Here is a 14,197-nt window from a genome sequence, read left to right on the forward strand (position 1 = left end):
TGGTAGTAATATCAGATTATGAGCATAATGCAATAGCAGGACAGGGAAGAAAGACTATGCGCTACGAAAAGGGCCGAAAAGACGCGTCACGCAGCCGGATCATGGAGGTCGCCGCCGAACGTTTTCGATCTGACGGCATCGCGGCGTCCGGGCTGGCAACCATCATGAGCGACGCCGGGCTGACGAACGGCGCCTTCTATCCGCACTTCCAGTCGAAGGCGGAGCTCGTCCGTGAAAGCGTCGCGGTGGCCTTGGACGCGCAGTCGCATCAAGTGCAGGAAGCATTGGCCGCCGGCGGTCCGGAAATGGCCATAGAGACGTATCTATCGGCCGAGCACCGGGACAATCCTGGAAAGGGTTGCGCTTCGGCCGCGTTGTTGCCGGAAATCGCGCGGCAGCCGCCTGAAACGCGAGCCCTCTATGCCGAGCGCGCTCAATCCCTGGTGCGCCAGATAGCTGAAGCTCTGCCGCAGACGAACGATCCCGAGGGCGCTGCGTTGGGCATGTTTGCAACGCTCATCGGCGCGCTCCAACTCGCGCGCGCCGTGGAAGGAACGGAATTATCGGATCGTATCCTAGCGGCGGGAGCAGCTGCCGCAAAGGCGCTGATCCGGCCGGTTCAAGACGAGGTGGCCTCCTGAGGGCAGCCCGGATTATTCGGCCGGCTCGAATCTGCCTTGCACCAAGACTGTCTCCACCGGCCCAAGCGGATTGATGATCCGGCTCTCCAGGACTTCGATAAGTTTGCGTCCAACACCCGCCATATCCACGGAATGAACTCCGATCTTTGCCGGCAGGAAGCGTGCCAGCCGCGTGCTGTCACGGGTGACGATGTGGACGTCGCGGCCAGGTGTAAGACCCCGCTTGCCGAGAGCGTGCAACGCTCCCAGAAGGCCCAGTTCGTTGGCGCACGCCAAGCCCGTTGGCGGATCTGATGACGCCAGCAAGCGATCGAACCAGCCTGCGCTCGATTCCATGGTGAACATGCCATGACCGATCAACGATTGGTCGATCGGAATACCAGCCTCGGCCATTGCCCTTCCATACCCGGAAAGACGCATGGCACTCGTCTGGTCCTCCGGAACGAGAAGTTGCAGCGCAATGCGTCGACAGCCCTTATCCATGAGCCGCCGGGTCGCCTCGTAGGCAATCTGTTCATTATCGACATCGACATAAGGATACGCGATATCCAGGTCGGTTCTTCCAAACGCGACGAACGGCATGCGTTTGTCCAGCAGCAGCTTGACGCGCGGATCAGCCGACACCAGACGCGTGATGATCAGGCCGTCTGCGTTGCGCGCCTGAAGCTGGCGCTGCACACTCTCAACGGGATCGTCGTCGGGAGTGGTGGAATAGATGGACAGACTATAACCGGCTTGCCGCGCCGCCAGCGTCATGCCTTCGATCAAAGGAAGCTTCAACAAATCGGACAGATGGTCTCGTGTTTCCATCGGGAGTACTGCCGTCAGCGTCTGCGTTCGACCGGTTTTGAGCGCGCGACCATGATGATTTGGTAAATAGCCGACCCGCTTAGCCGCCTCCTTGACGCGGGCTATGGTCGAGGGCTGCACCTCCGGCCCATCCTTCAGAGCGCGGGACACCGTGGTCACCGAGAGGGAAAGTTCCGCGGCGATCTGCTTTAGATTGGCCATTGTTCGCCCGACTTCATTTGCGAAAGCGCCGGCTGATTTGCTGACCGCCATAACGTTACCGAATTCGACATCCCGGTCAATCGAAACTCCCGTAGGAAGCAGCTTGACTCCAGCGCATTGAGATGCAATCGTAACGTTACGATTACAAAATAATGGCTCTTTTGAGCGATGTTTGATAAAGTTGGGGAGGAGAACCTATGTCTTGGCTACGCATTTCCTTAACAGCATTCGCAATCTCGGCTGCCCTGCCCGTTCATGCGCAAACAGTCACCATCACGACCGCAGGTGGGGATTATGGTAACGCCATGAAGGAAGCCATGTGGGGCCCTGCTGCAAAAGAGCTTGGCTATGATGTCCGCGAGGAGACCCTAAGCGACGGCCTGGCCGCCTTGAAGATGCAGGTCACCTCGGGTGCGGTCACGACCGACGTCATTCACCTGGGCTCACCGGAAGGTGCCCAGGCGGCCGCACAATCGCTGCTGGAGCCGCTCGACTACAAGATCATCGATCCGAAATCCGTGCCGGTAGGTGCAAAGTCCGACTACTGCTATCCGTTTGACTCCTATGGCACCGTCATGTCGTGGAACACCAAGACCTATGGCGAGAACCCGCCGAAGACGTGGGCGGAATTCTGGGATGTTGCCAAATTTTCTGGCCGTCGCGCGTTGCGCGCCAATGCGCAAGACTCGATCGAGATCGCGCTTCTCTCCGATGGCGTGGCACCGGCGGACGTCTATTCCGTGCTCAGCACGCCGGAAGGGCTAGAGCGCGCCATCAAGCGGCTTGAAGCGATCAAACCAAACGTCGCCGTGTGGTGGACCTCGGGGGCTCAGTCCGCGCAGTTGCTGAAAGATGGTGAGGCGGATTTGGTCATTACCTGGAACGGACGGGCCCAAACCGTGAAAGCCGATGGCGGCGCGGCTGACTACACGTTCAAGGGTTCGGTCATCGGCACGGACTGCCTTGGGGTGCCGAAGGGAGCGCCGAACAAGGAGGCCGCCATGAAACTCATCGCAGCGATGACGCAGCCCGCGCGGGTTGCCAAGCTGACCGATTTCATTGCCTACGGCCCCGTCAATCCTGCGGCATATGAGGGTGGCCTTATTCCCGAGGACCGTCTGAAGACCCTTGCGACCGCGCCTGAAAATGCTGGCACTTCGGTGTTTTCCAATTCAGAATGGTGGGTCAAGAATGGCGAGGCTGCCCAAAGAGCCTTCGATGAAATGATGGCCCGCTGACTCTCAGCTCTAACGCATGTCGCGCAAAAATGTGCAGCGCGCGACAACGACATGCATGAAAACAAGAACCTAAAGCGCGTCGCGTGAAGCCAGTCGAACGCGACGCGCTTCAAGGCTGGAGCACATGATGAAGTCGCTCGCGATCACCATCGAAAGCGTGCACAAGGCTTATGGGTCCTACGTCGCACTGGATGATGTTTCGCTCGACATCCAGGCTGGCGAATTCCTCACGCTGCTAGGGCCATCGGGATCGGGCAAGACCACGTTACTCATGGCTCTGGCCGGTTTTGTCCGGCCGGATTCCGGTAAACTTTTCTTGGGCGATCGAGACATCACCCGCCTGCCGCCCAACAAACGAGACATCGGCATAGTATTCCAGAATTACGCCTTGTTTCCCCACATGAATGTCATGGCGAACGTCGCGTATCCGCTGGTGCTGCGCAAGGTACCGAGAGCGGAGGCGCGTCAGCGGGCGCTTGATACCTTGGCCCGCGTGAAGCTGGATGGTCTGGCGGAGCGCAATATTGCCGCACTATCCGGCGGCCAACGTCAACGGGTGGCATTGGCGCGGGCTATCGTCTTCGAACCGCGCGTGATGTTGATGGACGAGCCGCTGTCGGCGCTCGACAAGAACCTGCGCGAGAGCATGCAGTATGAGATCCGGCGTCTGCATGATCATCTACGGATCACCACAATCTATGTAACCCACGACCAGCGCGAAGCGCTGATTATGTCTGACCGGATTGCGGTGATGAATTCTGGCCGCATCCAGCAGATAGATACGCCGCAGCGGATTTATGATCGTCCATCGACCCGCTTCGTCGCGGAGTTCATGGGCGAGGCCAACATTGTGGCCCCGGGCTCAGCGCGCAGAATCGACGGCGCCGAAGCATCACGCGAAACTCTGATGATCCGCGCCGAAAGCTTCCATCTTGATGCGAAGCTCGTCGGGGGAGACGGAGTGGCTCTCGAAGGAATACTGCGCGCCAAAGCGTTCCGCGGCGAGAACTGGCTTTTGACGCTGGCGCTTGACGGCGGGCAAGAGGTTCTTGTCTGCATTCCGGCAGCGCTGGCCGGCGGCTGCGCCGAGCTTGCCGCCGGTCAGCGGATGACCGCATATGCACCAGCAGCGAAGGTTCACGCGATACCGGGAGCGATGGCGTGATCGTCGTCCGGGACCCGGCGCTCGCTGCGGATGCGCGGCGCGAGCGGCGGTTTTTTCTTTCACTTTCGCTCCCGGCGCTGTTCATCGTTGGACTGGCGGCGATACTGCCCATCCTTTGGATCATCCGGCAATCCTTCCTGACCACCGGGGGTGAGTACACCGTCGGCAATTACGAGAAGGTCCTTTCGAGCGGACTGACATGGTCGGCGCTCGTCACGACCCTCGAACTGTCCTTGGGTACGCTGGCGGCCTGCATTGTTCTCGGTACCCCTCTGGCGCTGGCTCTGGCCAGCATCAGACCAAGGCTGGCCAACGTGCTCATGGCGTTCGTCATGCTGCCGCTGTGGACCTCTATTCTGGTGCGTACCTATGGTTGGCTCGTGCTCTTGCGGCGCGACGGCCTGATCAACGCGGCTTTGACCGGTTCAGGCCTGACGGCGGAGCCATTGCCGCTGGTCTACAACTTCACGGGAACGCTCATCGGCATGGTGCACTACATGCTGCCACTTTTTCTGCTGCCTGTTTATGCTGCGATGCGCGATATCGACCCAAATCTCATTCGCGCGGCTGCGAGCATGGGAGCCACTCTCAGGCAGGTCATCCGCACAGTCATTATGCCGCTTTCGGCGGGCGGCATCTTCTCGGGTTCGATCATCGTCCTCATCTACGCCATAGGTTTTTTCATCACGCCGGCGGTGCTTGGCGGCGGCAAGGTAAATCCGCTCTCTACCCGGATCGAGCGTACACTATCGACCTTTCAGGACTGGGGATCGGCAAGCGTCCTGGGCATTCTGCTCCTCGTACTTATGGCGCTGATCGGTGTGATGTTGCTGGCGGCACGCCGTCTGGTGGCCCAGAACACCGTGGAAGCCTCCCATGCTTGAAGCCTATCCGCAAAACAGGCTCGCCCGCATTTTGCTCTGGAGCTTTGCCGCTCTTATCATGGCATTTCTGATGCTGCCGACGCTCGTGGTGGTGCCGCTTTCCTTTTCGGCGTCGAATCTCCTCGAGTTTCCGCCGCACGCCTACTCGTTGCGCTGGTACGAGAACTTCTTCGGCTCGGCAACGTGGATGGCCGCGCTCAGAACGAGTTTGATCCTTGGGACGTTGACGGCGTTGATCGCGGTGCCTTTCGCGCTGCTCGCCTGCATTTCAATGAATCGGCTGGGCGGAAAGACCGCTGCGGCCATCCAGAGCGTCCTGCTGACCCCCTCGATCACCCCAGGTATCCTGCTTGCGATCGGTCTCTTCTTTGTGTTGGCCGCACAACATCTGATCGGAACGCTATTCGGTGTGCTGGTCGGACATGTGGTGCTGGCCGTTCCGGTCGCCTGCATTGTGTTGCTACCCGCTCTCGCCCGCTTTGACTGGAACCAGGTTCAGGCGGCGCGCAGCCTCGGTGCAAACTGGGCCAGGTCCATTGGCGGAATCATCGTTCCGCAACTTCGGATCAGCTTGCTGTCGGCGACATTAATGGCGTTCCTGACTTCGCTCGACGAGTCCGTGATTTCGATCTTCATCGCAAGTGGTCGCAATAGCACGATGCCGAAGCTTATGTTCCTGTCGCTGCGCGATCAGATCGATCCGACCATTGCGGCGATCTCGACATTGTGGACCGTCATCGTCGTGGCCGTGGTCCTGATTGTGACCCTTCGCCAAAAATCCTGACCGAGACTGGAAACATGCCCACCAATTACCATGCAGCCGACGATCTGACGGATCATTCGACGGACATCCCTCAGGTAGGGTTGGCCATCATCACCGGGTCGGCAAACTGGGGGCTTGCCTTCCCGGAAGATGTCGAATTCGATGGTGTGCGCACCTTGCGGCGCGACATGAGTTTTGAAACACCTTTCGGTCGCACCGACAACTGGAAGCTGCTCGAGTTCGATGCGTCGATCACAGCGGAAGGGAGAGCAAAACGCGCGCTGTGCATGTATTCGCACGGCAATCCCCGCGACCGTATCGACCATTCCTGCCATCGCCGCGCGTTCTGGGTATTGATGCGGGCGGGTGTACGGCAAGTTCTCGCCTGCTCGACTGTAGGCGCCGTCAACAAGGCGATCCAGCCGGGCGACATGGTCGTGGCCGCCGACATCATCGAACTGACGCAGACCCCGTTTTCACTGCTTCCTGACCGCCAGAGCTTCGACTGTTCGGGCAAGCAAATCGTGTGTCCAAGATGTGCGGCGGTTCTGGTCGAAACGGCCCGCCGTCATTGGCCAGCCGAATGCCGCGTTTATGGCATCGAACAGCAGTTGGTGGCTGCCCATTGTTATGGGCCCCGGCTGACAACGCCTGCCGAAGCCTTGGCATATCGGGGCATGGGGGCGGATGTACTCAACCATTCCATCGCCCCTGAGGCGACCTTGTCGCGCGAGATCGGCGCGTGTTTCGTGCCTTGCGCGTTCGTGACGGCGGGCTTCAACGACTATATGGATCGCAATCGCCAGAAATTGCTGCAGGAGGACGTGCTGCCCAGTCTCTCCATGACAGCCTCGCGGGTCGCGCTGGAGACCGCCGCGCGACTTCCCGCTGATCCGGAATGCTCCTGTCACGGCTTGAAGTCGCCTCAGCCGAAAGAACGCTCCAGCCGGTTCTGAGACGACCTTGGTGCGCCGGATAGCTGAAGCTCTGCCACCGACCAAGAATCCCGAGGGCGCTGCATTGGGCGTGTTTGCGACGTTCGAAACGCTGAGGGCCGCGTTTGAGGATTAGGGTCAAAACTCAATCAGACTGGCTGCCGCCAATGGCCCAGATGGGCGGAACTTGCCGTTTGAATTAGTCGGCGGGAATGAGCACAGAGCGCCATTTGCTGACAATCATGGCGCTTCACCATTGCGGTCGTTCTCGCTACGACCTGATGCGGACCCGAAGCGGATGGTCGTTTGATCCGGTTAAACTCAACGCGCCACCCTACCACGTGCGCCATCTCGAGACGTTCGCGAAAACCTCCACGTCGGTCGCGACTCGACCATGGAGCGGAAGTACAGGCGAAGTACTGTTTCGTTCGAGATGGCCTGGTTCAATCTCCAGCATCCTCCTCCTGCCATACTGGCTGGAGCGAGTGCCGGCCGCGAGCGAGTGGCCTTTGAGCGTAGCTCAGAGCGTCTTGCTCATCATCAGGATCGGAACCGGAGCGCCGCCATGGTCATCGACGAATTTCTCGGCGGGTTGGTAGCCGCAGGCTCGATAGAGCGGCTCTCCTGCCATCGTGGCTGCCAGATCGGCACGGCGGAAGCCCTCAGCCTTAGCGGCACGTTCACACAGCGAAAGGATAAGGCGGCCGACGCCTCGCCGGACAAAGTCCGGATGCGTATACATGGCTCTGATACGCGCCGCGTCCGTGGCTGGATCAAGCAGTGCCGCGTTGCGTCCCGGTGACTGATCACCACCATACATGGTCGGGCGCCGGCTCCAGCCACCGCACCCTGCCAGGACGCCGTCGTGCTCCACGACGAAATAGGTGCCATCATCGACAAGCTGCGTGTCCAGCCCCATGATTGCGCGGCTGGATCGGATCTGGTCATCGTCGAGAAACGGTTTCTGGAGTTCGGAGATCGCTGCATCCATGAGCGCAATCATGGAAGCGAGGTCCTCGCGTCGCGCTATCCGGTGCCGAAAGTCTTCACTGGCCATGTTCAAGCACACCGTGAGGCGAAACAAACGCACGATATGGCGAATTTCGTTCCGTCAGAAGACCAAATGTTCGCTGCTGCGGCAGCCCTTGGGACGCCTGTCGACAGCAGGCCGAAGGTATAGCCAATGACAGTCATTCTGGCAGCCCCGCCATGCGATAGCCCTCCACGATATGCCGTCGCACGTCTTCGGCTGGGAATGGCTGCGAATCCGACCAGTGCCGGATGGTGAAGTGCGGATTGCTTATCATGAACATTTTCGCCTCCCAGCGCGCTTCCTCCAAACGGCCAAGTTGCGCAAGGCTTGCTGCAAGCAGGCGTCGTGAAGTCGTGCGATAGGTTTCGGGCCTGCGCAGCGTTTGGATCGCGGATTCGTAGTCGCCCATGGCATATTGGGCCTGGCCCAACATCCAGTAATACCAACCGGGCGGGTGAGGGTTGAGTCGCAGTGCCCTGCGGACCTGCTCTATGGCTTCGGCAGGTCGCCCCTTTTCCGTCGTCAACTCGGCCTGCATTGCCCAAGCGTCGGCGTGGTTGGGGTCCAGCTCGTGGGCAGCATCGAATTCGGCATCCGATTCCACCCAGCGACTCTCATGTCCCAGTATGACGCCCAATACCCATCTGTTCCCGGCGTCGTTCGGGTCGAGTTCGACCGCCAGCTGTGCTTCGGCGAGCGCTCTTGCGCGGTTGGGGTCCATCGGTTCGTCCCAGAACTCCCAGCCCAGCCAGAGGTTGAGTGCCAGCCAACGGTGCGCCTCCGCGTATTCCGGGTCGAGCGCGATTGCCCGGTCTAGCAGCAAAATGGCCTCTTTCGCGGTGAGCGCCGTTTGCAGGCCAAGGGCCCGGGCACGCACACAGAGATCATAGGCCTCCAGGTTGCTCGGTCTGTTGCGCGCCGGCGCGGTGGTCAGGCGGCCAACCAGAGCCTCGACAATCTTGCCGGTCACCTCGTCCTGAACGGCGAAGATATCTTCTAGACTCCGGTCGAATCTTTCGGCCCAAAGGTGGTCACCCGCGATCGCGTCGATCAGTTGGGCGTTGATACGCACCCGTCCAGCGGCCCGCCGTGCACTACCTTCAAGAAGATGGCGAACTCCCAGTTCTCGCGCGATGCGACGCACATCCACGTGCCTGCCTTTGTATGCAAATGCCGAGTTGCTGGCGATGACGAACAACTCGCTTGTCCTCGACAGATCCGTGATCAAGTCTTCGGTGAGGCCATCGACAAATGCCTCCTGCTCCGGATCATTGCTCATGTTCATAAAGGGGAGGACGGCAATGGAGGGCTTGGCGGGGAGCTGCAGAGGCGCTTTCTCCGCGAGCCCGCCATCGTCCGATGCGGTCGACAGCCGGATCCGGTAGACAGACACTGGTTCGGTGACGTTCTTGATCGCTTGCGGACCAAGTTCGTCGAAGCCGCAATCGAGCTTCCGCTTGACTTGGTCGTAGACGCTGCCGGACACACAGACATCTCCTGCCCCGGCCATTGCCTGGAGCCGCACTGCGACAATGACGCCGTCGCCGAACAGATCGCCGTCCTCGACAACGACATCGCCCAGATTGATGCCGATATGCAGGTAGATTCTCCGGTCGGCGGTCACACCCTCGTTTGCGGCCGCCATCCGCTTCTGAAGGTCCACGGCGCATGACACGGCGTTCACCGCGCTTCCGAACTCGACCAGAACGCCATCACCCATCACTTTCACAATACGGCCATGACGGTCGCGGACGAGTGGTTCGAGGATTTCCTTCCTCCTCCTCCTTAAAGCGGCCAACGTTCCTTGCTCGTCCAGGTCCAGAAGTCGACTGTAGCCCACCACGTCGGCAGCCAATATGGCGGCAAGGCGGCGTTGGGCGCGTTCTTCGGCCATTTCGCGTTGCTTTCATTGAAAGCAGAAAAGCGAATTTTATGCCGCCCATTTCAAAAGTCTATCAGGCTGACTTCGAGGCTCGATCGTCAAGCAGCTACATAGGGTGATCGCGCCTGTCGATTGTCCCCATTGGGGCCACGACTTGCCCTTGGGGATCGTCTTGGAGAAGGTCAGCAAGGGATCAGTGCCGATTGCCGCGAATGTCGGCTATCGGGCAGTGAAATGGGCTGACGAAGGGCAGCTCAGGGTCAGATCGCGTCATGCGACGCTCGCAACTGATCGACTGCAAGGGTCGGAACTCGGTCGTCTTAGAGTGATTTGGGTTTTGGCGGCTAGAGCGACCCGGCATGAGGTGGTCCGGACTGTGAACGAGGGTGTCGGCAGAGCGCGTCTCATAGGGGGCCACAAGCCAGTGCCCCGCCGCCGACAAACACCGGCGGGCGGGTGCCTCGGGGACACGATGGTAGATTGCCAATGCGTTCGCGGGTGTGGCCTTAAGTCGCAAACTATTGGCTTCAGAAGCAGGGCGTCGGGCTTCATTGACGGTGCTACCAACACCATATGGTCCGTAGCCCTCCCAAACGAGAGAAGCTCGCCCCGACGGGTCGCACTGCGGCCGTCAGCCGGCAATTGCTGTGAACTAGGAAACCATCATGCCTGAAAATATCAGACTAACTTCGAGAGACGTCCCTCTCATTCAGCTAGGCCTCTATCAGTGCCGCTTCCCGGTGAGCGAAGACCCGTCAGTACCCGGCGGCTATCGTTTTTGTGCTGGGCCAACTTCGCCGGATCGCGTCTACTGCGATCACCACCACCACATTGTGACCGCCGTGGACCCTCGTCGAGCCCGTTCGGGTCTCCACCTCGCTCAACGACGCGCCGCGTAAGTCTGGCTGGCGGCGGCCTCCCGGCCAGGCGCTATGCGCTCCAATGGCTACGACCTTTCCGTCGGCTCGGTCTGGCCCATCCTCCCTTATGCCGTCTTCGCCGATGTCTCCCCCTTCGCCCGATTGAGAACGACGACTTCTCGCCGAAGCGATCGCTTCGGAATGCCGTCGTAGCCCGACCCGAAGCTCAGTGAGCTTTTGTAGAGGTCGAGGGTCCAATCCAACGGTCTGGACTCCACCGGAGTGCCTGCACTCGAGAGCGATTGGCTCTCCGGCAGCCGATAAGGATCCAAATTTAAGCGCCACTTGCCGCCATTCATCGTTTGGCCAGTGAACTGTCGCTTTCGATGCACAGCGGTCGTTCCTGGCAACGCGCGCCGTTCGCGCGCTGGCGAGCAGCGGCCCTCGCCTTTCTTTGCACAGGGGTGTTCTATGGCTGCCCGAGAGGCTTCGCCTCCCCCGCCTCGCATTCCGACAATCGCACAGGTTTGGCGAGTTTCGCCAGCGCCTCGGGCTTGGCGCAAGCCGGAAAGCCGGCGAGCGGCATTGTTTCAATAAACCGGCTGCGCTCTTTAGTGCTCAAGCCCACTTCATTAATCATGCTCTCGACGGTCAGGTCCGGGTACTGCTTGAGAGTTTCCCTAACCGAAGCATTCGCCTCATCCATTCGACCCAGAGCCGCAAGGGAGCTGCTAAGCACCACCCACTTCCACTTGTCGTAGTTGTTAGGCGTCATGCGCTCCAGCATCTTCAACGCGTCCTCATATCGGCCGGCCATAAAATAGGCAGGGGCGAAGAAGTTGGACGTCCACATCGGGTAGTTCGGGTCGAGCCGCATTACTTGGTCGACCATCTGAGCGCCGCGTTCGGGTTCATTGAAGCGTGCCGCAAAGCCGGTATAGAATGTCAGGATTTCGGACGAACCGGGAGCTAGACGAAGGGCCGTGTCCAGCTCAGCCTTGGCGCGGGCGTTGTCGCCCTTCTGGCTGAGGCTCATACCAAACACGGCGTGTGCCTCAGCGTCACTTGGATCGAGCCGCACCGCGCGTTCGGCCACATCGGCAGCCGCCTTGATCTCGCTCTCGGGATTGATACCGAAGCCAGCCAATATACCATGAGCATGATAAAGTTCTACCCAGGCCCGGGCCAGCCCGGGGTCCAGCTCAACGGCGCGGTTGAGAAGCGCGATGGCCTCCTCCTCATCCGCTATGGTGATCTTTTCAATCTTCTCGGTCCCGAGCAGATAATAATCATAAGCATTCAGGTTTTCAGGTCGTTTACGTTTGGCCGCGGCCCGCCCGGCCGCCTGAATCAACCCTACGCCGCCGCCCAGACGGTTGGTGACTTGCTCTGCGATCTCGGTCTGGACGGCGAAAACGTCCTCAGCAGGCCGGTCCCAACGATCCGACCAAAGATGGTTGCCGGTTTGTGCATCGATCAACTGCGCGGTGACCCGCACCCGCCCATTTTGCCGCTGGATAGAGCCTTCTAGTACGAAGCCGACATGGAGCGCACTTGCTACCTGGCGGGCATCCACCGGCTTGCCTTTGTAAACTTCCGTCGAATTCCGGGCCACGACCTCAAGTTCGGGAAACCGCGCGAGGTCGGTTATGATATCCTCAGTCAAGCCATCGGCCAAACGCCCGGTGGCCTCGTCGCCGCCATAATTATTGAAGGGCAGCACCGCGACCGATGGCTTGGCCCCCAGCGGCGCGGGCTGAAAGAACCACCAGGTCCCTCCACCCGCCAGAGCCAGCACGACGATGGCCGCTGCAGTCGTCCTGGTCCAGCGCGGCATCGCCTTGCGTAAGGTCCAACGCACCCGCTTGCCATCGAGCCTCAGTCGGTACATCCGCACGGGGCGGCTGATGTTCTTGACCTGCTGCTCGCCGGCGAAATCGAGGGGCAAATCAAGCTTGCCCTGCAGATGGTCAAAGGCCGTGCCCGATACGATCACGCCGCCCGGCTCAGCGAGTTGCTGCAACCGCGCGGCGACATTGACGCCGTCGCCATAGACATCGCCGTCAACCAGCGCAACGTCGCCCAGATTGACCCCGATGCGGAACACGATGCGCTCAGGCTCTGGCAGACCTTCATTGCGCGCGGCCGCCGCGCTTTGGATTTCCGCTGCGCAGGCGACTGCGTCGACCACGCTTTCGAAGGCGACAAGCGCGCCATCGCCCATCAACTTGACGACGCGGCCATGGTGCTGGGAGATGGCGGGGTCGAACACCTCGGAACGAACGGTTTTCAATCGCTCAATGGTTCCGGCCTCATCGGCCTCCATCGCCTTCGAGTAGCCAACCATATCGGCCGCCAGGATCGCCAGCAGCTTCCGATTGAGAGGGGGAACCGCCATATGCGCCTCTTTATGGCACAACCCTACACCCATGGAAGCGTCGGAGCCAGAACGCGCCGTTGGCCGCGCGGTGAATGACCGCTCGTCAGCCGTTCCTGACTTTCGACCGGGTGCGGATGAACGTCTTCAACGGGTCAACTTGCGTCGTCAGGGCTCTCGGCGTCAAAGGTCCGAGAGGGTTCGAAGTCGGTCGTTCAGAGTGATTGCGTTTTGACTCCAGAGCGCCGCGCGTCATTGGACGCGCAAAGGACGCTATAACACTTTGAATTTTGCATGATCCTTTCCGAACCGGAGGTCAGCGCAGCAAAACCATGCCGGTTTCCGGGGGTCATGCCCTAAGGCAGCCTGAACCGGTATTCCGTCACGTGATGATAGATCTGGCCCGGCCACAGCGTGGCTTGCGGGAAATACGGCCGGTTCGGCGCATCCGGCCAGATTTGCGGCTCCAGGCAGAAGCCCGAAAAGGCCTTGTACTGGCGTCCGCCCAGTCCAGGCGAGGACGGTGCCAGATACTGGTCGGTATAGAGCTGGACACCTGGCTCGGTGGTCCAGAGCTCCATCTCGACGCCGGAATTCGCGCCTTGCGCCCACGACGCCTGCTTCAGCGGCCCGCGCGTCGAGGCGAGGCAGAAATTCTGGTCGTAAGGGAGCTGCTCGCCCTCGGTCTCCATGCGCAGCGGCCGCGCCTGGCGAAAATCGAAGGGCGTGCCGTCGACCGGCTTTACCGTGCCTGTCGGAATGAGATCCGCGTCGACCGGCAGATAGGCGCCGGCATTCAGCATCAGCCGGTGATCGAGAATGTCGCCGGCGCCGCCGTCGTCCAGGTTGAAATAGGAATGCTGGGTGAGGTTGCAGAGCGTCGGCTCCTCGCAGGTGGCGGTCAGTTCGACGCTGAGCGTGCCCGGGATCTTGAGCCGGTAGGTGCAGGTCACGTCGAGCGCCCCGGGAAAGCCCATCGTGCCGTCGGGGTCGTGCAATGTCAGCGTGACAAAATCCCTGCCATGCAGCGAAACCGCCCAGGCCCGGCGCGAAAAACCTTGCGAACCGCCATGCAGCGTGTGCTTTTCGAGGAAATTGCGCTCGGTCTGGTAGCGTTTCCCGGCAAGCGTGAAGCGGCCGTCGCGGATACGGTTGGCATAGCGCCCGACGACGGTGCCGAAGAAGGCGGTGTCCGTCTCATAGTGCTCGAAACGATCATAGCCGAGCACCAGCGGCGCGTCGTGCCCGGCCAGACGCAGATCCTGGATGATCGCACCCAGCCCGATGATGTTGGCGGTCAGGCCGCCGCCCCGAATGGTGAAGCGGCGGACGGCCTCGCCCGCCTGCGTCGTGCCGAAAACCTCGCCGTCCTTCATCGCCATGCTCGCAAGTTCGTTGCTCGATGCCA

General features: G+C 60.5%; 11 protein-coding genes. 6 read left to right on the forward strand and 5 right to left on the reverse strand.

What is annotated here, in order from left to right; all coding sequences use genetic code 11:
* Positions 1 to 56 precede the first annotated feature (56 nt).
* The gene (locus tag NKI17_RS21665; RefSeq protein ID WP_352568910.1) at positions 57 to 641 is read left to right on the forward strand and encodes a TetR/AcrR family transcriptional regulator; all 585 of its coding nucleotides are present in this window, start codon (positions 57 to 59) and stop codon (positions 639 to 641) included.
* 12 nt (positions 642 to 653) lie between these two features.
* Here NKI17_RS21665 and NKI17_RS21670 read toward each other — a convergent pair whose 3' ends face one another.
* Positions 654 to 1,703, reverse strand: coding sequence for a LacI family DNA-binding transcriptional regulator (locus tag NKI17_RS21670; protein ID WP_352568911.1), 1,050 nt, complete (start codon positions 1,701 to 1,703; stop codon positions 654 to 656).
* A gap of 146 nt (positions 1,704 to 1,849) precedes the next feature.
* Between NKI17_RS21670 and NKI17_RS21675 the strand changes: the two genes are divergently transcribed.
* From NKI17_RS21675 to NKI17_RS21695, 5 genes are all read left to right on the forward strand, one after another.
* On the forward strand, positions 1,850 to 2,890 hold the full coding sequence (locus tag NKI17_RS21675) for an ABC transporter substrate-binding protein (protein WP_352568912.1): 1,041 nt from the start codon (positions 1,850 to 1,852) through the stop codon (positions 2,888 to 2,890).
* 127 nt (positions 2,891 to 3,017) lie between these two features.
* Positions 3,018 to 4,055, forward strand: coding sequence for an ABC transporter ATP-binding protein (locus NKI17_RS21680; protein ID WP_352568997.1), 1,038 nt, complete (start codon positions 3,018 to 3,020; stop codon positions 4,053 to 4,055).
* Positions 4,052 to 4,939 (forward strand): ABC transporter permease, encoded by an 888-nt coding sequence (locus NKI17_RS21685; RefSeq protein WP_352568914.1) that lies wholly within the window; start codon positions 4,052 to 4,054, stop codon positions 4,937 to 4,939. Before NKI17_RS21680 ends, NKI17_RS21685 begins: the two co-directional genes overlap by 4 nt.
* The gene (locus NKI17_RS21690; protein ID WP_352568915.1) at positions 4,932 to 5,723 is read left to right on the forward strand and encodes an ABC transporter permease; all 792 of its coding nucleotides are present in this window, start codon (positions 4,932 to 4,934) and stop codon (positions 5,721 to 5,723) included. Before NKI17_RS21685 ends, NKI17_RS21690 begins: the two co-directional genes overlap by 8 nt.
* A 146-nt stretch (positions 5,724 to 5,869) precedes the next feature.
* Positions 5,870 to 6,658, forward strand: coding sequence for a phosphorylase family protein (locus NKI17_RS21695; RefSeq protein ID WP_352906806.1), 789 nt, complete (start codon positions 5,870 to 5,872; stop codon positions 6,656 to 6,658).
* A 499-nt stretch (positions 6,659 to 7,157) separates the two neighbouring features.
* Here NKI17_RS21695 and NKI17_RS21700 read toward each other — a convergent pair whose 3' ends face one another.
* The 4 genes from NKI17_RS21700 to NKI17_RS21720 form a co-directional block, all read right to left on the reverse strand.
* Entirely contained in the window at positions 7,158 to 7,640 is a 483-nt protein-coding gene (locus NKI17_RS21700; RefSeq protein ID WP_352697837.1) for a GNAT family N-acetyltransferase, read from the reverse strand.
* 187 nt (positions 7,641 to 7,827) lie between these two features.
* Positions 7,828 to 9,564, reverse strand: a complete 1,737-nt coding sequence (locus tag NKI17_RS21705; RefSeq protein ID WP_352795320.1) for an adenylate/guanylate cyclase domain-containing protein — start codon at positions 9,562 to 9,564, stop codon at positions 7,828 to 7,830.
* Between the two features lie 1,317 nt (positions 9,565 to 10,881).
* Complete coding sequence (locus NKI17_RS21715; RefSeq protein WP_352568919.1) at positions 10,882 to 12,810, reverse strand: adenylate/guanylate cyclase domain-containing protein; 1,929 nt, start codon at positions 12,808 to 12,810, stop codon at positions 10,882 to 10,884.
* A 335-nt stretch (positions 12,811 to 13,145) separates the two neighbouring features.
* Positions 13,146 to 14,171 carry an aldose epimerase family protein gene (locus NKI17_RS21720; protein ID WP_352906785.1) on the reverse strand — a complete coding sequence of 342 codons (1,026 nt, stop codon included), beginning with the start codon at positions 14,169 to 14,171 and terminating at the stop codon, positions 13,146 to 13,148.
* Positions 14,172 to 14,197: the final 26 nt, after the last annotated feature.

Origin of the sequence: Mesorhizobium sp. M0816 (genome assembly GCF_040320005.1) — a bacterium.
In the GTDB taxonomy this organism is placed as follows: domain Bacteria; phylum Pseudomonadota; class Alphaproteobacteria; order Rhizobiales; family Rhizobiaceae; genus Mesorhizobium.

Coding starts and splice junctions, on each gene's coding strand:
- NKI17_RS21705 (WP_352795320.1), bottom strand. CDS start 9,564: ATGGCCGAAGAACGCGCCCAACGCCGCCTTGCCGCCATATTGGCTGCC.
- NKI17_RS21670 (WP_352568911.1), bottom strand. CDS start 1,703: ATGGCGGTCAGCAAATCAGCCGGCGCTTTCGCAAATGAAGTCGGGCGA.
- NKI17_RS21665 (WP_352568910.1), top strand. CDS start 57: ATGCGCTACGAAAAGGGCCGAAAAGACGCGTCACGCAGCCGGATCATG.
- NKI17_RS21720 (WP_352906785.1), bottom strand. CDS start 14,171: ATGGCGATGAAGGACGGCGAGGTTTTCGGCACGACGCAGGCGGGCGAG.
- NKI17_RS21675 (WP_352568912.1), top strand. CDS start 1,850: ATGTCTTGGCTACGCATTTCCTTAACAGCATTCGCAATCTCGGCTGCC.
- NKI17_RS21700 (WP_352697837.1), bottom strand. CDS start 7,640: ATGATTGCGCTCATGGATGCAGCGATCTCCGAACTCCAGAAACCGTTT.
- NKI17_RS21715 (WP_352568919.1), bottom strand. CDS start 12,810: ATGGCGGTTCCCCCTCTCAATCGGAAGCTGCTGGCGATCCTGGCGGCC.
- NKI17_RS21690 (WP_352568915.1), top strand. CDS start 4,932: ATGCTTGAAGCCTATCCGCAAAACAGGCTCGCCCGCATTTTGCTCTGG.
- NKI17_RS21680 (WP_352568997.1), top strand. CDS start 3,018: ATGAAGTCGCTCGCGATCACCATCGAAAGCGTGCACAAGGCTTATGGG.